Annotated in this window: 17 protein-coding genes; 10 read left to right on the plus strand and 7 right to left on the minus strand. The window is 38.4% G+C overall.

Annotation, left to right across the window (positions count from 1 at the left end; translation table 11 throughout):
• Positions 1-93 precede the first annotated feature (93 nt).
• The 4 genes from IM793_RS01935 (at position 94) to IM793_RS01950 (ending at position 4,312) form a co-directional block, all read left to right on the plus strand.
• Entirely contained in the window at positions 94-1,647 is a 1,554-nt protein-coding gene (locus tag IM793_RS01935; RefSeq protein WP_193419479.1) for a PglZ domain-containing protein, read from the plus strand.
• A gap of 184 nt (positions 1,648-1,831) precedes the next feature.
• Entirely contained in the window at positions 1,832-2,248 is a 417-nt protein-coding gene (tsaE, locus tag IM793_RS01940) for a tRNA (adenosine(37)-N6)-threonylcarbamoyltransferase complex ATPase subunit type 1 TsaE (protein ID WP_193419480.1), read from the plus strand.
• A 73-nt stretch (positions 2,249-2,321) separates the two neighbouring features.
• A complete protein-coding gene (locus IM793_RS01945) occupies positions 2,322-3,548 on the plus strand; it encodes an alanine dehydrogenase (RefSeq protein ID WP_193419481.1) in 1,227 nt (408 codons plus the stop codon).
• 77 nt (positions 3,549-3,625) lie between these two features.
• The gene (locus tag IM793_RS01950) at positions 3,626-4,312 is read left to right on the plus strand and encodes a M15 family metallopeptidase (RefSeq protein ID WP_193419482.1); all 687 of its coding nucleotides are present in this window, start codon (positions 3,626-3,628) and stop codon (positions 4,310-4,312) included.
• Between the two features lie 177 nt (positions 4,313-4,489).
• On the opposite strand, the gene IM793_RS01955 is transcribed toward IM793_RS01950, so the two are convergent.
• The 3 genes from IM793_RS01955 to IM793_RS01965 are packed head-to-tail and all read right to left on the minus strand — an operon-like array spanning position 4,490 to position 7,396.
• The gene (locus IM793_RS01955; protein WP_193419483.1) at positions 4,490-4,990 is read right to left on the minus strand and encodes a phosphoglycerate mutase family protein; all 501 of its coding nucleotides are present in this window, start codon (positions 4,988-4,990) and stop codon (positions 4,490-4,492) included.
• A 37-nt stretch (positions 4,991-5,027) separates the two neighbouring features.
• Entirely contained in the window at positions 5,028-6,068 is a 1,041-nt protein-coding gene (locus IM793_RS01960) for an aminotransferase class I/II-fold pyridoxal phosphate-dependent enzyme (protein WP_193419484.1), read from the minus strand.
• On the minus strand, positions 6,068-7,396 hold the full coding sequence (locus IM793_RS01965; protein WP_193419485.1) for a D-alanyl-D-alanine carboxypeptidase: 1,329 nt from the start codon (positions 7,394-7,396) through the stop codon (positions 6,068-6,070). Before IM793_RS01965 ends, IM793_RS01960 begins: the two co-directional genes overlap by 1 nt.
• A gap of 51 nt (positions 7,397-7,447) precedes the next feature.
• On the opposite strand from IM793_RS01965, the gene IM793_RS01970 reads away from it, so the two are divergent.
• From IM793_RS01970 to IM793_RS01995, 6 genes are all read left to right on the plus strand, one after another.
• Complete coding sequence (locus IM793_RS01970; RefSeq protein ID WP_193419486.1) at positions 7,448-8,695, plus strand: aspartyl protease family protein; 1,248 nt, start codon at positions 7,448-7,450, stop codon at positions 8,693-8,695.
• A 90-nt stretch (positions 8,696-8,785) separates the two neighbouring features.
• On the plus strand, positions 8,786-11,302 hold the full coding sequence (locus IM793_RS01975) for a zinc-dependent metalloprotease (RefSeq protein WP_193419487.1): 2,517 nt from the start codon (positions 8,786-8,788) through the stop codon (positions 11,300-11,302).
• Between the two features lie 241 nt (positions 11,303-11,543).
• Positions 11,544-12,419 (plus strand): phosphodiester glycosidase family protein, encoded by an 876-nt coding sequence (locus tag IM793_RS01980; RefSeq protein WP_193419488.1) that lies wholly within the window; start codon positions 11,544-11,546, stop codon positions 12,417-12,419.
• 70 nt (positions 12,420-12,489) lie between these two features.
• Positions 12,490-13,416, plus strand: a complete 927-nt coding sequence (locus IM793_RS01985) for a hypothetical protein (RefSeq protein ID WP_193419489.1) — start codon at positions 12,490-12,492, stop codon at positions 13,414-13,416.
• 104 nt (positions 13,417-13,520) lie between these two features.
• Positions 13,521-13,712, plus strand: a complete 192-nt coding sequence (locus IM793_RS01990; RefSeq protein ID WP_025141747.1) for a cold-shock protein — start codon at positions 13,521-13,523, stop codon at positions 13,710-13,712.
• Positions 13,713-13,792: 80 nt separating this feature from the next.
• Positions 13,793-14,320 (plus strand): alpha/beta hydrolase, encoded by a 528-nt coding sequence (locus tag IM793_RS01995; RefSeq protein WP_193419490.1) that lies wholly within the window; start codon positions 13,793-13,795, stop codon positions 14,318-14,320.
• Between the two features lie 97 nt (positions 14,321-14,417).
• Here IM793_RS01995 and IM793_RS02000 read toward each other — a convergent pair whose 3' ends face one another.
• The 4 genes from IM793_RS02000 to IM793_RS02015 form a co-directional block, all read right to left on the minus strand.
• The gene (locus IM793_RS02000) at positions 14,418-14,900 is read right to left on the minus strand and encodes an anti-sigma factor (protein WP_193419491.1); all 483 of its coding nucleotides are present in this window, start codon (positions 14,898-14,900) and stop codon (positions 14,418-14,420) included.
• Positions 14,897-15,478 (minus strand): RNA polymerase sigma factor, encoded by a 582-nt coding sequence (locus IM793_RS02005; RefSeq protein WP_193419492.1) that lies wholly within the window; start codon positions 15,476-15,478, stop codon positions 14,897-14,899. The genes IM793_RS02000 and IM793_RS02005 overlap by 4 nt, the downstream gene beginning before the upstream one ends.
• Positions 15,479-16,179: 701 nt before the next feature.
• On the minus strand, positions 16,180-16,500 hold the full coding sequence (locus IM793_RS02010; protein ID WP_193419493.1) for a multidrug efflux SMR transporter: 321 nt from the start codon (positions 16,498-16,500) through the stop codon (positions 16,180-16,182).
• Between the two features lie 69 nt (positions 16,501-16,569).
• Positions 16,570-17,136: a Crp/Fnr family transcriptional regulator gene (locus tag IM793_RS02015; RefSeq protein ID WP_193419494.1), complete on the minus strand. Its 567-nt coding sequence runs from the start codon at positions 17,134-17,136 to the stop codon at positions 16,570-16,572.
• Positions 17,137-17,222 lie beyond the last annotated feature (86 nt).

Consider the following 17,222-nt stretch of genomic DNA (forward strand, 5'->3'; position numbering starts at 1 on the left):
TAGATAGATACGGTACAAAAATTGCTATTTTTATTTGTAGTTTAAATTACCTGCCGGAATTAAACGGCATTACTGATCTATTTTTACAAAAACATGCAAGAAACTAAAATATTATGGGCCGATGATGAAATCGACCTGTTAAAACCTCATATATTATTATTAAATGATAAAGGTTACCATGTAACCACATTTACCAATGGAAACGACGCTTTGGAAGCATTTGGGAAAGCTCACTTTGACCTGGTTTTTCTCGATGAGAATATGCCGGGAATGAGTGGTATCGAAACTTTGTCGGCGATTAAAAACCTCAACCCAGATGTTCCGGTTGTGCTGATTACCAAAAGTGAAGAAGAAAACCTGATGGAAGATGCGATAGGCAGCAAAATTGATGATTATTTGATCAAACCTGTGAACCCTAAGCAGGTTTTGCTGACCATTAAAAAATTGATTGATAATAAACGTCTGGTGAGTGAAAAAACCTCTATGGCCTATCAACAGGATTTCCGTCGTTTAGGAATGACTTTGGGCGACAGGCTTAATTATGAAGAGTGGATTGACGTTTATAAAAAAATCGTTTTTTGGGAGCTTGAATTGGAAAAACTGGACGATCCGCAGATGCATGAAATTTTAACCATGCAAAAGCAGGAGGCCAATACACAGTTTACAAAATTTATTGAAGAAAATTACCTGGATTGGATTAAGAACAAAGACAAGGCCCCTTTGCTTTCGAATGAGTTATTAAAGAAAAAAGCCTTTCCGCATATTAACGATAATACGCCGGTATTTTTTATCCTGATTGATAATTTACGTTATGATCAATGGAAAATCATTAATCCGTTAATTTCTGAATATTTCAGGATTGATGAGGAGGATATGTACACGAGTATTTTGCCAACGGCGACACAATATGCCCGTAACGCTATTTTTTCGGGTATGATGCCTTTAGATATGGAGAGACGTTTTCCTCAACTTTGGCAGAACGATGATGATGAGGGAGGAAAAAATATGCACGAAGAGGCTTTCCTGGCTGACAATATTAAACGCAACTTAAGAAAAGACTGTAAGTTCAGTTATAATAAGATCTTAACTTTTGAGCAGGGGAAGGATCTGGTTGAGCAGACCAATAACTTATTGCAGAATGATTTTAATGCCATAGTATTCAACTTTGTTGATATGTTAAGTCATGCGCGTACGGATATGCAGATGATTCGTGAATTGGCTAATGATGATGCGGCTTACCGTTCGTTAACCTTATCCTGGTTTGAGCATTCTCCACTTTGGGATTTATTGAAAAAAATCTCTCAGAAAAAGGTAAAAGTAATCATTACAACCGACCATGGAACCATCCGTGTTAAAAAACCGGTTAAAGTTATTGGCGATAGGAGTACAAATACCAATTTAAGGTATAAGCAGGGCAGGAACCTTAATTTTAATGCAAAAGAAGTGTTTTTGATTAAAAACCCTCACGATGCTTTGTTGCCTAAGATTAACATCAGCAGCAGTTATATTTTTGCAAGAGAAGATAGTTATTTCGTTTACCCGAACAATTACAACCAGTTTGTGAACTACTATAATGAAACCTTCCAGCACGGCGGGATCTCGTTAGAGGAAATGATTATTCCGGTAGTGACTTATTCGCCGAGGTAGTTTGAGGGATTTGAGATATTAGATTTGAGACATGAGGCCGTTCATTTTCAATAGGATCGTCCTCCTGAACTTGTTTCAGGATCTGCCGCGATGGTAGGGTCTTCGACAGGCTCAGACTGACAAATCACAAATAATCAGGCAAAAGCAATGCAATTATGTATTACTTTTGCCTTTATTTTTTAAAATGGATATCGAAGTAAATAGTTTAGCAGATTTACCTGTTGTAGCACAACAGCTTTCAAATTTTGCGGGCAATGAGAAAGTCTTCATTTTTGAAGGCGATATGGGCGCAGGGAAAACCACTTTTATTAAAAATTTCTGTAAACATTTAGGGATAGCCGATGTAGTTTCGAGTCCAACCTATTCTATTGTAAATGAATATGAAAGTCCGAATGGCCCTGTTTTTCATTTCGATTTTTACCGTATAAAAGATATCCGCGAAGCCTATGATTTGGGTTATGAAGAATATTTTTATGGCGGTGGCGTTTGTTTAATAGAATGGCCGGAACGAGTGGAAGAATTATTACCCGAAAAACTTATAAAAGTGAAGATTAAGGTGCTGGATGAAAACCGCAGATTGTTCAGGTTTTCGAAGGGATAACAATTAGTTATCAATAAATTAACAGATTTTCCTTATCTTGAACAACCTAAAACTATCATAATTTTAATTCAACATGGCTACAGGATTACGCGAAGGAATGGCCGATATAGCTCGTCAGGGTTTGCTACAAACGCAAGAAGCAAAGTTAGAAACCAGAAATAAAAAAAACAGTCTATACATAGGAATACCAAAGGAAATTTCTTTCCAGGAAAATAGAATTGCATTAACCCCTTTATCTGTTGCTTTATTGGTAAATAATGGACACCGGGTTGTTTTGGAAAGTGGTGCAGGTATCGCTGCTAATTTTTCTGATACCGAATATGCTGAGCAGGGTGCTAAAATTGCCTATCACAAAAAGGAAGTTTTTGATGCGGATATCCTGGTGAAAATTGCACCTCCAATGCTGGAAGAGATTGAAATGATGCATAAAGGGCAAACGCTTATTTCATCTTTACAAACCGGAACGCTAAAGCAGGATTATCTGAAAGCATTGATGCATAAAAAAATTAATGCGTTATGTTTCGAGAATCTCCGTGACGAAGGTAATATCCTCAGTGTGGTACGTGCCATGAGCGAAATAGTGGGTTCGACCTCTATTTTAATTGCCGCAGAATATTTAAGCAATGTAACTGGAGGTAAGGGTTTAATGTTAGGTGGCTTTACTGGAGTGCCACCAACAGAAATTGTTATTTTGGGTGCCGGAACGGTTGGGGAATATGCAGCCAGAACAGCTTTGGCATTAGGGGCTGAAGTAAAAGTTTTCGATAGTTCTATTTATCGCTTACGCCGCCTGCAGAATAATTTGGGCAGCAGGGTGTTTACCTCGGTAATGCAACCTATTGTTTTAAATAAAGCGATTATAACCTGCGACGTAGTAATAGGCGCCATAAGGGCTACCCACGGGCGGAGCCCTTGCGTAGTGATGGAAGAAACCGTTGCCCGCATGAAACCACACTCTGTGGTAATTGACATCAGTATTGATCAGGGTGGCTGTTTTGAAACTTCTGAAGTGACCAACCATACCAATCCGGTATTCAGAAAATACGATGTTATCCACTATTGCGTGCCAAATATTGCCTCGCGTGTGCCAAGAACAGCATCTTACGCTTTGACTAATATTTTTGCACCCATTTTATTAGATATCGGTGAATTTGGAGGTTTAGTGAATATGGTTTGGAATAAACCGGGTATTCGTGAAGCGCTTTATATTTATCAAGGTAATTGCACCAATAAAGACCTGGCCGATATGTTTAATCTGCCATTTAAGGATCTTGAATTATTGGTGGTTTCGAATCAATAAAAAAGATGTAAAATGGTGGATGTAAGAGGGATAATGGGGGTACGATTGATACTTGATTTCTACACTAAGATACTATTATGATAAAATTCAATCTGCTAGCTCTATTCTTTTTTCTTGCGGTTGTTGTAAATGCCCAAAATAAATCCCTTGCGATAAAAAAGCTGGTTGTAGTAAGTTCTTATAACCAATATCTGGCTTCTGTAAAATCGAATCCGAATAGCGAACTGGTTGAAATCAAAAAAGCCATTCCAACGATTAAGCTAGATATCCGCTACGCGACCCGAAACAATTTTATGCAGCAGGTAATGTATAGACAGGCGAGGGCTTTTGCCCGAAAACCAGTGGTAGAATCGTTAAAAAAGATCCAAAAGGAATTAAATAAAAAAGGCTACGGGTTAAAAATATTTGATGGCTACCGTCCGTATGCCATTACTGTTGAGTTTTATAAAAAAGCAAGCGATAAGAATTTTGTGGCCAATCCGGCAAAAGGATCTAAACACAATAGGGGCTGTGCGGTAGATTTAACGCTGATTAATCTGAAGACAGGAAAAGAATTGGTGATGCCAACACCCTATGATAGTTTTTCAGCTGCGGCTGCGGCAAAATATGAAAATGTATCACCAGAAGCCAGGAAAAACCGCGATTTCCTGATTGCTATCATGGCAAAATACCAGATGAATGTGCTGGAAAATGAATGGTGGCATTATGATTTCTCAGGGTGGAGAAGTTATGATCTAATGGATATTCCTTTCGAGAAATTGTAGTTCATTAGTTCAATTGTCATTGGTTCATTAGGTTAGGAGTATAGTCTGGCGTAATTCGTCATTTCGATCCGATCGCTATCGGATGGAACGGAGAAATCTATCCGTGGTGTAAGATGTTACCATCTTACACTAAATTTAGCTCTCCAATTGTCAGGTGGTAGCACCTGACATCACAAACTACAAATGATGCGGCCTGCCGTATTGCTCCATTTTAACCCTTGCTTTATCTTCTTTTACCGATAATTCGAAAATGTAATCATAATCATCGTCGGTTAATTCTTCTTTTGGTCTTTTGCCACCAAGGGCTTCAATAATTTCGAGTACGGTATTGGAATGAGCTGCAACCATCACCGTTTTACCCACATAATTGGTTTTAATGCTATCCACAAGCGATTTAATGTCTTTATAATTAATCACTTTTGGGATCACCAATGAATCTAAGGTTTGATGTGTTCTTTTAGTCGGAGTGGCGAAGGCGACATCAAATTTTACCTTTTTTAAATATTTTGCTAAATCGGCAACACGGATTTTTCCTTCATCCGATAAGCTAGGATCGGTATCCTGTGGGTTTGATTTATCCTTCTCAGCATGTCTAACAATCCAAACAGTGGTGGTTTGTGCTGAAATCGCATTGATAAAGAGTAGGCTTAACGACAGGAATACAAGCAGTTTTTTCATGTCATAAATATTCAAAAATTAATTGGATAAGGAAAGGTTAAAAATTTAAGGCCCTTATTAAGTGATCAAGATCTTCTTTTTCATGCCAACTGCTCAAAACAATTCGATTTATCGGTTCGGATTCGGGTTTTGGATAAGGAAAGGATGAAATCAGGATATTTTCTTTTAACAAGCGGTTTACCAAGGTAGCATCTTGTGCTAAGAATGCTGGAAAGGCTGGTTCAAACGCCCATGTTTCATTTAAATTGGCAGTAAGTAACTTTATATTTTCCTGTAATCTTGCCCGTGCATCGTGGTATATTTTTTCAGCATGGATAAAGGCAAAAAGACTGGCTGCAGATGGAGGGGATGCCCCAACAAAAATATTGCTGTTTTTTAGTTTGGCGATAACGGCATTTGAGCCCAGAACCAATCCAGCATCAACCCCTAATGCTTTTGCCATTGAGGCTACAACAACCCGTTCGATATTGGCTTCAACCGGGAGATTGATGAATGCACCCATTCCATTGTTATTAACACCTATACCATGTGAATCATCAACAATTAAGATAATCTCTTTTTCTGGCTGTATTTCGGTTAAAAAGTTAAAATCATAAACTTCAGGAAAAAGATTGTTCATGGAGTTGCTGATCAGCACCCATGTTTTTTCTCCGGACGTATTGATGAGGTTTATTGTTTCCTTCTTCCAATCATTAAATGTTTGCTGATTGGCAGACTGATCGGTTAACCAAAGCGCAGGATGCGTGGCCGGAGCATAAATTACTTTACCTAATGCAGATAAACCTTTAATGGTAAGCTGAGCGGCTAAATATCCGCTTGAAGTAATGAGCGCAGCTTCTGCTCCATACCGCGCGGCGGCTACTTTTTCTGCTTCATCATAAATACCCAGTTGAATATTGTTGGTACGGCTGGTGCCGTTGTTTAAGCCAAATTTTTTTATCCCTTCCAGATGTAAATTGATAAAATCCTGATTTTTGGGAATACCCAGATAGGCCGTTCCGCCAAAATACAGGTAAGAATTTCCATCAATATTGATCGTATTTGAAAAAGGCTGATTTATCGATTTAAAATTTGGCATTAAAAATTTTCATGTATGTAGGTTACTATCCTTACCATCTCGGCACGTACTTCTGCGGTTGGTTTTGCAAAATTATTGTTCATAAAGGAATAGATATAGGTTTTACCCTTTTTGGTAATTAAATATCCGCTTTGGTTATGCACGCCTCCGAGCGAACCTGTTTTTGCGAAGACAAAAGGTTGGTCGGTTTTAGGGTAAGCGTTCTTTAAAGTACCACTTTTTCCTCCTGCAGGTAACATGTTAAAAAGCTTTTCCGGATTGTTTACCAGCTTGTGAATGGAATCAAGAAGGTAAACATTATCGCGCGGCGTAAATAAATTCTGACGGGACAAACCAGATCCATCAGCCCACTTTACTTTGTCGGGTAAAAAGGAAAGGTAGTTTTTCGTAATGTAATCAATAGCTTTCGTTGTGCTCAATGTATCGCCAATTTGATTGGAGCAAACCAATAATAAATGTTCGGCTATAAAATTATCGCTGGGCAGCATCATGTGTTTCAAAACCGAATCGCGTTTTGCGCCTTGCAAAGTTTTGCCATCTGAAGGGATTTTAAGATCAATTAGGCCAACAGGCTTGTGTAGGGTATCAGATAATACTTCAACGGTAACCTGCGCACTGGTTTTATAAGGATTTTGCTGGTTATAGCCCGGTTTTACAGTAACTGCAGGATAATTGAAGCTATTGGTTAAAAAATCGCGTTTTACCTGAAAATCGCCTGTGGTTTTTGTAGAATCGACTTTAAAACATGGTGCAAAAACCTTGGGCTCAATGTTGATTTTATTCGGCCCCGCGTAAGTAGAAGTTACCATGTTATCCATAATCGGCATTTCGGTAATTTCTGGCTGATAATAATAATCGTAATCGTCCCAAGCCCAGCCTTCGCCAAAGAAATTGCCCGCATAGCGTCCTGGAGCAAAAAATAGTTTTTTATTAGAGGCAAGCAGGAAATTATAAGCGGATTTATCTTTCACGGCAAACTGTAGAAATGAAGGATCACCTGTTCCCCAAAAAATCAATGAATCATTCCGTTCGATATATTTTAATGCCGGCATTAAATCAGGCAACATTTTTAAACTGGCAAAAAAGGTGTACAATTTCGTGTTAGAGGCCGGTGTAAAATATTTATCTGCATCTTTTTCAAAAAGCATTTTTTTATCGGTAGGGTTGTAGAGTGCAAAACCAACCTGGTACTGCTTAATTACCTGCGAGTTTTTGAATTCTTTAGCTACTTTTTTCGAAATGATCTTATTGGTTGAACAACCTGTTAACAGACAAATAGATAGAACAAACGCAAGAAAAATAAAATTATGATTTTTTAAGGGGAACATGTGCTAAATTTAAGGGGCATAATTATCAACTAATTTATTAAATTTAGTTTAATGTTAACCAAATATAGTCCCGGTGTAATAATTTGTTTACGTAAACTAAGCATTTGCCTGGGCCTGGTATTTTTTGTGTTATCAGTTTCGGGACAGGAATTTATTTTTAAAAGAAACCGGCAAAAGCAATCTATTTCTTTTAAGTGTATCAAAAACCTAATGATTATTCCGGTATATGTAAATGGAAAAGGGCCATATGATTTTGTTCTTGATACCGGAGTTGGCCCCATGATTATTACAGATCCATCTATTATCGATTCATTAAATTTTAGTGGTCTCCGTAAAATTAAAGTTTCTGGCTTGGGCATCGAAACCGTTGAGGCCTATGTATCTCAAAGCCTTGATGTAAAAGTAGGGAGTACAAGCATTAAGTATATCCCAACAGCGATATTAAAAGAAGATCTTTTTAACCTATCGGGGCATTTAGGGCTGAAGATTTATGGCTTGTTGGGTTTCAGTTTTTTTAACAGCTTTATTGTTGATATCAGGTATAGTGAAAATAGGCTCATTATTTACGATCACGATGCTAAGATTAAATACCGTGGTAAAAAAATACCTATTGAAATAGAGAACCAGAAGCCTTATATTTTAGCTGCCATTGATGCTCCAGGTAACAAAACCGTTGAAGCCAGGTTTTTAATGGATACGGGGGCCAGCCACGCTTTGTCGCTCGAAATGTTAAATGGAACTGAATTCCCACTGCCTGAAAAAAAAATTAAAGCTAATTTGGGGATGAGCCTTAGCGGCCAGATTAAGGGATATGTTGGTCGTGTGGGTAAATTTAATATTGGTGGCTATGTGTTTAGAGATGTTGTTGCCGGATTTCCTGATTTTAAAAGCATTGCAAATAAGATCGATTTATCCAAACGGAATGGGAATTTAGGTGCTGATTTACTCCGGAAATTTAATATCCAGTTTAACTATCAGGGTGGCTTTATTTATGTTAAGCCCAATGGATTAAGTAAGATCCCTTTCGAACACGATATGGTGGGTATGGTGCTTTATCTTGATCAGAAAGAATATAAAAGAGTTCTGATTGGAGAAATAGACGAAAATAGTCCGGCAGAAAAAGCAGGTTTATGTGCTGATGATGAAATTATTGCGGTAAACTTTAAAAACATTGATGCTTATTCTTTGAACGATCTTACCGAAATGTTTAAATCGAAAGCAGACAGAAATATAATTTTCGAAATTTTCAGGGATAATCAAGTCTATTTTAAAGTGGTACGCCTCCAAAAGAGGATCTGATAAGCGTAATTTTCCAGTTACAAGTGTTTTGCCGTGTAACAACACTTTAACTTTAACCTCTTATTGCCAAGCAAACTAACTTTATAACACATGAAGAAAAATTTTAAGGTACTTGCCCTCGCAGGTATCGTAGCACTTGGTGTAGCCGGATCAGGTTCGGTGTATGCCCAGAAAAAATCTAAAACAACTAAAGGTGCCACTCCAACAACTCCAGCCGCAGCCCCGGCAGCAGCCCCCAAAAAAGAAGGAATCAAACCATTTTCTGAAGTAATTACTGCAAAAGCCAGAACAACTAACGGCTTATTCAAAACACACAAAGTAGACGATAAATGGTATTTTGAGATACCAGACTCGATGATTAATCGTGAAATGCTCGTAGTTACCCGTTTGGCAAAAGCGCCAGCCGACGTAAAAGTGGGCAACCAGCAATATGGTGGTGAAGAATTGAACGAGCAAGTATGGAAATGGGAGCGCAGGGGAAAACAAGTTTATATCCGCGTACCAAGTTATTCAACTAAGGCCGATCCGAACAGCGATATGTACGAATCGGTTCAAAACTCTAATCTTGCACAGATTTTAGCCAGCTTTGAAATTAAAGCGTATAATAAAGATACGTCTGGCGTTGTAATTGATGTTACCGATTTTTATAATGGTGATGTAATGGCAATTGGCGCTACAGATCAGATCCGTAAAGCTTATAAAGTTACCATGTACGATGCGTCACGTTCTTATATTGATACAGTAAAAACCTTTCCGATCAACATCGAAGTAAAAACAGCTAAAACATACCGTGCAGTAGAATCTCCAACAGATAATAGTAATGGAGCTGTTACTTTCGAGTTTAATACATCGATGTTGTTATTGCCTAAAATCCCTGTAAAAGCCAGGATAATGGATAGCAGAGTTGGTTTTTTTGGTCAATCTCAAATTGATTATGGAAGCAACGCACAAAGGGCAGAGCGCACCGCCTATATTCATCGCTGGAATCTGGTTCCGAAAGATACAAACGCTTATAAACGTGGTGAACTGGTAGAACCGGTAAAACCTATTGTAATTTATATTGACCCTGCAACACCAAAAAAATGGGTGCCATTTTTGATCCAGGGGATTAATGACTGGCAGGTAGCATTCGAAGCGGCTGGTTTTAAAAATGCGATAATGGGTAAAGAAGCACCAACACCGCAACAAGATCCTCAGTTTAGCGTAGAAGACTCCAGATATTCTGTAGTTCGTTATTTTGCTTCAGATATTGCAAATGCTTACGGCCCGCACATTAGCGATCCTCGTACCGGTCAGATTTTAGAAACGCATATTGGTTGGTACCATAATGTAATGAACCTATTGCGTAACTGGTATTTTGTACAAACAGCAGCTATTAATCCTGAAGTACGTAAAGCGCAATTTACCGATGCACAGATGGGCGAATTGATCCGTTTTGTTTCTTCGCACGAAATAGGCCATACTTTAGGTTTGCCACATAACTTTGGCTCAAGCTATGCTTACCCGGTTGATTCGTTACGTTCAAAAACTTTTACAGATAAACATGGCACCGCACCATCAATTATGGATTATGCGCGTTTTAATTACATTGCTCAACCTGGCGATGGCGTAACCAAACTTCATCCTCAAATTGGAGAATACGATAAATGGGTAGTGAAATGGGGATATTCCTGGATTCCCGGAAACAAAACTGCAGAACAGGAAAAAGAAATTTTAGATCAGTGGACTTTAAAAAATGCAGGTAATCCTTTGTATTTCTATGGCCGTCAGGGAACTTCATTAGATCCTCGTTTGCAGAGCGAAGATTTGGGCGACAATGCGATGAAAGCGAGTGCTTATGGTATTGCGAATTTAAAACGTATTCTTCCGAATGTAGAAAAATGGACCTATCAAAAAGGAAAAGATTACAGCGATTTGAAAGAAATTTATACTGAAATTGTTGGCCAGTTTAACCGTTATATGGGTCATGTGGCAACAAATGTTGGTGGCTTAAGCGAAAATTTTAAAACCTACGATCAAAAAGGACCAGTTTATGCTTACTTGCCAAAAACAAAACAAAAAGAAGCTGTTGCTTTTTTCAATCAACAATTATTTACCACGCCACTTTGGTTAATCAGCAACGATCAATTAAGTAAATTCGATAATGGAGTGCTTTTAAACCGGATTAAAGGTGTTCAAACGAATACTTTGGGGAACCTGCTATCAGCATCCCGTATTGCACGTTTGTTAGATAACGAAACTAAAAACGGCGCCGCAAAAGCATACACCTTGCCTGAGTTATTTACTGATTTAAGATCGTCGGTTTTTGTTGCTGGTAGAGCAGATGCCTTTAAACGCAACTTACAACGTGCTTATGTAGACCGTTTGCAAGATTTAATGACTAAAGAAAACGAACTTCCGGTTGGATTCCCTGTTGATTATGCTGCAAGTTACGGTTTAACGCCAATCAATGTAGGTTTATCTGATATCAGGCCGCTGGTTAGAGCAGAGTTGAAAACCTTATTGGCTACTACAAAAGCCAGGGCAGCAGCAGGCGATGCCATTACAAAAGCACACTACGAAGATTTAAATATCAGAATTAAAGATATTTTAGATCCGAAGAAATAATTAATGAGTGAATTAGTGGAGGATGTAATTAGAGAATGATTGAATAGCAATTCGCCCATTCAATCATTCTCTAATGCAAAATTCAAAAAGGCGGAGCCGATCATTAAATTGATCGTTCCGCTTTTTTTTCAACCAAACCTCGCAGGTTTTTAAAACCTGCGAGGTTTAAAATATTGTATAATTCTTGATGTTTTAACTTAAACCACATAGCAGTTTTTTAATTTTATACCAAAATAAGGTTATGCTTAAAAAACTCTTCTTTGCACTCATATTATTCACTTCGGGTTTCTTAGCCTTTGGCCAAAATGCCGACTCTATTACCCTTGTAAAAGCTAAATGGAATAAAAACAGAATTGCCAAACAGGTAATTTTATTCCAGCATCATTTTGATCAGAAAAACCTTTTCGCTGCTAATGAAAATATTTCGTTTTTAGAAATAAAAAACACCGGACGTAAGGCTTTATTTGCCATTGGTGCAGAAGAAAAGGAACTCATCACTACCAGTAATTTTGGTTTAAGAGATACGGCTATTGCTGCGGTAAACGGCAATTTTTTCGATGTAAAAAATGGAGGATCGGTAGATTTTGTTCGCGTTAATGAAAAAACCATTAATACCAATCGCCTGGATAAAAACGGAAATAGGGCCAGGCATCAGGAAGCAGCGGTGGTAATTGAAAACGGAAAAATTTCGATCAAAAAATGGGATGGATCAGCTGATTGGGAAACGAAGCTGAGTGAAAAAAATGTTTTACTAAACGGCCCGTTATTAACTTTAAACCATGTTGATGAGACTTTAGATACCACTGGTTTTAACCGCTTACGCCATCCCCGTACCTGCCTGGGTATAAAACCGAACGGAAGGGTAATTTTATTGACTGTTGATGGTAGAAACGAAAATTCAGCGGGCATGAGTTTGTTCGAACTGACCAAATTAATGCGTTGGTTGGGATGTACTTCTGCTATAAATTTCGATGGCGGTGGCTCTACCACTTTGTGGGTAAACGGAATGCCCGATAATGGTGTTGTCAACTACCCAACTGATAATAAAAAATGGAACCATGAGGGGCAGCGTAAAGTTGCTAATGTAATCTTGGTGAAAAAACAAACCAGAAGGTAGACCCCTATCTATAACAAGCATGTTTAGCTCTGATTAAAAAAACTTATTTTAGCCCAATATTTTTGTTAAAATGATTAAAAATACAATATATTTTTCCTTTTTTGTGCTCATGCTCAGTGCCTGTAAAATGGGTACTAAAACCAGCGATCCGACACTTCGGGATTTTACTTTTGAACCTGTTAAAGGCATCCGTTATGTTGAAGTAAAACGCCGGTTTAAAGATGGGTATTCTTTCAATAAGGAGGGGTTTATGCAAAAGCCTTCGTGGATAATCCAGGTAGTTAAAGAAGACACGATGTCGGCCTGGAGCCCGCAGAAACATAGGATGCAGAATTTTTACCTGCAGTATGATCACGGAAATGTATATAACTTCGCAGCCGAATTTTTTAAGGTAAAACACATCAGTAAAGATAGTTTGGTTTTTCAGCGGATCCAGGTTGATGGAAAAGTAATCGCTTCAGATGTCCGTTCGGATGTAAATATGACTTTTTATGCACAGGATTATATTAAAAATAATTTGAAAGCCAAGGCTGCCGATCTGCAAAAACCAACCAAGGCCGATACTGCTTTTATAGAGAAACGATCTGCTCAGGTTAACGCCAATAGTGATAGTGCTTTTGCCGCTACAAGCCCGGTTCAATTTATTCCTAAAAGCAAAATTGTAAGGGTCGAAAAAATCAGTACGGTAGACCGAACGAATAACAGAACCGAGGCTTACGATTATATGTTTCCACAATATATTATCCGGATGGACAGGGCTTATAAAGATTTCGCTTACCAGGTTGCTGCGGTTGTCGATTTTCAAGGAGGAATCCATGTAAAAACGGTTTATAACGTGCTTCCTGAGAATGCTGAAGCAAAAAAAAAGGTGGCCCAGGGAATAGCCGATATTTATGTTAGAAACCTTTTTGATGTGGCCCCGGGAACAACACTCGGGATTCCGCATAATAGTGAAATTACTTTAACAATAATTGGGAAGGCAATTAAAAAGCCTTAGTAATCTGCTATTTACAAAATTTTAACGTTAAAAAAATGTTAAAATTTATTTTGATTTTAAAAATTAAAACTTACCTTGCATACTTAATTTTAATATTTAATACAATGCAAGAAGGCACAGTAAAATTCTTCAATGTAACTAAAGGTTTTGGCTTTATCGTACCTGCAAATGGAGATAGCGAAATTTTTGTTCATTCAACAGGTCTTATCGACGAAATCCGTGAAAACGACAAAGTACAGTACGAAGTTGCTAACGGTAAAAAAGGCTTAAACGCCGTTAATGTGAAAGTAATTTAATTTATTTATCATATTTACAGAGAAGGCTGCTTTCTTGTGATGGCGGCCTTTTTTATTTTAGTTTTTTTACCTCACAGATCATGACTTATTACTTCATCATTCCTGGTTTAGGCAATTCTGGCCCGGACCATTGGCAAACGTACTTCGAAAAATCAGGAGATCATTTTATCCGCATTAACCAAAAGGAATGGGATACACCAGCAAATCAGGATTGGATTAAAAACATAGAATCGGCACTCGCCGGATATAATTTGGATGATGTGGTTTTAATCGGTCATAGTTTAGGCTGTACAGCCATTGCCAATTGGGCAAAAGCTTACCAAAAGAAAATTAAAGGTGCCTTATTGGTTGCGCCGAGTGATATAGAAGCACCAAAGTACAATTTTGATACGCCTGGTTTTGATCGTGTACCTTTGGATAAGATCTACTTTAAAACCATTGTTGTAGCCAGTACTGATGATGAATGGGTAACGTTAGAAAGGGCTGAGTTTTTTGCCGAAAATTGGGGAAGTGAGTTTATTAATATCGGTAATGCCGGACATATTAATGCCGCCGCGGGCTTTGGTGAGTGGCCAAAGGGATTGGAGATTTTAAAAACTCTGGGTTAAAATTTATCTTGCTGAGTTCCCGCAGATTTCGCTAAAGGCGCAGATGAATATAAATCTGCGTAAATCATTTTGATCTGCGTGAACTGTTTAGGCTATCTTACTTCTGAGCAATTTTCTTCCTTAAAAACTGATCGAGAAAAATTAATCCAATCACCAGATCTGCAAAAAGGAAAGCATAAATAGCCGAAGGTGTAATGTATTTCTCTAAGTTGAAGTCTAGATTCACCTTCAAATCAAATTTGGGCATTTCTAGGTTAACGTTATAAAATATATAACCCAATAAGGCTAGCAGAGAGATCACGAAAAAGCCGCCAATACCGTAAATAATCTTTTTATCCACCTTGGTTTTCATGGCCACCGGTGCAGGAACAATGGCAACGCTTTCCATTACGTTTCGGGTAAAAGACATAGAGGGTTCATCAAGGTCCATCCCGTCAAATACTAAATTAAGTTTTAACAGATCCTCGTACTGCGATTTAACCTCAGCATTTAATGCAATTTTTTCTTCGATGGCTTTTTTCGAGGATTCATCTAAATTCCCATCAATATAATCCCAAAGCTGTTGTTCTATTGTGTTCATAGTAACTCCTTTACTTCATCTTTTAACAAATATTGTAATTTTTCTTTAAGTCTTTGCCTGGCCCTATGCAACTTTACTTTTATCGTGTTGGATTCCATGTGCAATGCTGCGCCAATTTCTTCTAAACTCTGTTCGCCTTTATAAAACAGCGTAATAATAACCGCATCATCTGGTAAAAGCTGGGCAATGGCCTTATTTAAAAAAGCATGGCTATCCTGTCGCTCATATCCATTAGCGTTAAAGCTGGAAGTCTGGTTTTCGAGCTGTAAAACGGTACCTTCATCATGTATTGATGTGGTATCTAAACGGTTTTTTCTTAAAAAAGTCATGGCCGTAGTATAGGTAATGGTGTACAGCCAGGTGCTAAATTTAGCCGTTTGTTTAAAGGTGCCTAATGCTTTATATGCCTTTACAAAGCAATCCTGCGCAATTTCTTCGGCGTCTTCCCTGTTTTTGGAAAACCTTAAAGCTAGTGTAAATACAAATCGCTGATGGCGTTTCACCAATAAAGCGTACTGATCGGTTTCACCGTTCAATACTTTTTGGATCAGCTCTAAATCTGTAGGTTTTTGCTCCATCTTTAGCTTAAGACTACATTAAAGATAAACAGGTTACACGTGAAACCTATTTAATTTATTATTTGTAAGTAGCCAGATTTTTCGAAGTGAAAGGTCGGGTTTATGCACAAAGTTGTGGCGCCTTGAAAACCCTAAAAATGAGATACTGTTTCTGCTAACTAGCCCGGGTGAAGTGTTACCCCGCAGGCTGAGGAACGAGGCCGAAGCGTATAAGCGTAACACGGGAACCAGGTTGGTTTCTTGCACGGGTATTGCGCTCCAGGAAGAAAACAATATGACGGAACTGCATTTTTTAGGTTTTTGGAAACGAAAGTGCAGTTTTTCATAGCGGAGGGTAGTCCTGCTGTTCGCTGTAGCCCTCATTCTTCGCGGCTGCCATCAGGTTTACGCACAAAGTTGTGGCGCCTTGAAAAACCTAAAAATGAAATACGGTTTTAGCCATTTAGCCCCGGGTGAAGTGTTACCCTGCAGGCTGAGGTACGAAGCCGAAGCGTATAAGCGGAACACGGGAACCAAGCTGGTTTCTTGCACCAGCATTGTGCTCCAAAAAAGAAATGACACTTTTTGTGTATTTTACTGGTTGGTGGGCCACCAACCAAGGAATGGCAAAAGCGCAACTTGCACAGACATTGCGCTGGGCCCAGGCTAAACTTGCGAAGTTTTGCCTTGCTCAGGGGCTCCTAAACTTCGCAAGTTATCCACTAATTCGAAGCGAAAAATTTTAAGCCGGCAATAGAACCGATCAGGGTACAGATAAAAAAGATCCGCCAAAAGGTTGCCGGTTCATTGAAGTAAAAAATCCCAATAATTACCGTTCCTACGGCACCAATGCCCGTCCAAACAGCATAGGCAGTGCCCATGGGTAAAGTTTGGGTGGCTTTGTTTAACAATAAAAAGCTTAAGGTAATGCAGAGAAAAAATGCTGCGCTCCATTTTATATTCGAAAAATTGTTTGATAATTTAAGGCAGGTGGTAAAGCCAACCTCAAAAAGGCCGGCAATAATTAAGATAATCCAGTTCATGATAAATGTGTTTCTGCAAATTTAAGGCACATTTATCGGGCAACATTTTACAAATGTTAAAAAATAATTTTATTTATGGGTAGCTCTTATTCTGCTCAGGGTAACCTGTGTTACACCCAGGTAAGAGGCAATATGTTTTAAGGCTACTCTTTTAATCAACTCGGGAGATTGATCTACAAAATCCTGATAAAGTTCTGCGGCACCTTTAAAAGCCCTGTCGATTAATCTTCTTTCAGTTGCAATTAATTCCTGTTCTGCAATTTTCCTGCCCCAATTGGCAATTTCTAAATGTTTATCGTAAAGCAAAAAAAGATCAGTTAGCTTGATTTGAATTAAACTGCAGTGCTCCAACAGTTCAATATTCTCATACCCAGGGCCATTGTTAATATAGCTGTTAAAAGAAAAAAGAACAGCACCACTTTGTCCAAACCAAAAGGTTATCTGCTGGTTCTCGCCATCGGAGTAAGCTCTGGCAATACCCCTTTCGAGGATATAGAAATGAGGCTCGGTTTTATCTGCATGGATTAAAATCGTTCCTTTCGGATGTTCTACCTGTTTGGAAACAGCAGCTAATCTTTCTAAAGCTTCGTTAGTGAGTGGCTTAAAGATGTCTATATTTTTTAACTGACTGTACAAGGGAATTTTGAATGTTTGATAAAGCTATCAATTTTTTTTCAGCAAGGGTGTAACCTGATTAAAAAGGATGTAGTCATAATACACAG

The sequence above is a fragment of the Pedobacter sp. MR2016-19 genome (genome assembly GCF_014947265.1).
In the GTDB taxonomy this organism is placed as follows: domain Bacteria; phylum Bacteroidota; class Bacteroidia; order Sphingobacteriales; family Sphingobacteriaceae; genus Pedobacter.

Excerpts from the sequence above, each read along its gene's own strand:
- IM793_RS01980 (WP_193419488.1), top strand. The coding sequence starts at position 11,544 with ATGCTTAAAAAACTCTTCTTTGCACTCATATTATTCACTTCGGGTTTC.
- IM793_RS02005 (WP_193419492.1), bottom strand. The coding sequence starts at position 15,478 with ATGGAGCAAAAACCTACAGATTTAGAGCTGATCCAAAAAGTATTGAAC.
- IM793_RS02010 (WP_193419493.1), bottom strand. The coding sequence starts at position 16,500 with ATGAACTGGATTATCTTAATTATTGCCGGCCTTTTTGAGGTTGGCTTT.
- IM793_RS01970 (WP_193419486.1), top strand. The coding sequence starts at position 7,448 with ATGTTAACCAAATATAGTCCCGGTGTAATAATTTGTTTACGTAAACTA.
- IM793_RS01995 (WP_193419490.1), top strand. The coding sequence starts at position 13,793 with ATGACTTATTACTTCATCATTCCTGGTTTAGGCAATTCTGGCCCGGAC.
- IM793_RS01945 (WP_193419481.1), top strand. The coding sequence starts at position 2,322 with ATGGCTACAGGATTACGCGAAGGAATGGCCGATATAGCTCGTCAGGGT.
- IM793_RS01975 (WP_193419487.1), top strand. The coding sequence starts at position 8,786 with ATGAAGAAAAATTTTAAGGTACTTGCCCTCGCAGGTATCGTAGCACTT.
- IM793_RS02000 (WP_193419491.1), bottom strand. The coding sequence starts at position 14,900 with ATGAACACAATAGAACAACAGCTTTGGGATTATATTGATGGGAATTTA.
- IM793_RS01960 (WP_193419484.1), bottom strand. The coding sequence starts at position 6,068 with ATGCCAAATTTTAAATCGATAAATCAGCCTTTTTCAAATACGATCAAT.
- IM793_RS01935 (WP_193419479.1), top strand. The coding sequence starts at position 94 with ATGCAAGAAACTAAAATATTATGGGCCGATGATGAAATCGACCTGTTA.
- IM793_RS01950 (WP_193419482.1), top strand. The coding sequence starts at position 3,626 with ATGATAAAATTCAATCTGCTAGCTCTATTCTTTTTTCTTGCGGTTGTT.
- IM793_RS01985 (WP_193419489.1), top strand. The coding sequence starts at position 12,490 with ATGATTAAAAATACAATATATTTTTCCTTTTTTGTGCTCATGCTCAGT.
- IM793_RS01965 (WP_193419485.1), bottom strand. The coding sequence starts at position 7,396 with ATGTTCCCCTTAAAAAATCATAATTTTATTTTTCTTGCGTTTGTTCTA.
- tsaE (WP_193419480.1), top strand. The coding sequence starts at position 1,832 with ATGGATATCGAAGTAAATAGTTTAGCAGATTTACCTGTTGTAGCACAA.
- IM793_RS01990 (WP_025141747.1), top strand. The coding sequence starts at position 13,521 with ATGCAAGAAGGCACAGTAAAATTCTTCAATGTAACTAAAGGTTTTGGC.
- IM793_RS01955 (WP_193419483.1), bottom strand. The coding sequence starts at position 4,990 with ATGAAAAAACTGCTTGTATTCCTGTCGTTAAGCCTACTCTTTATCAAT.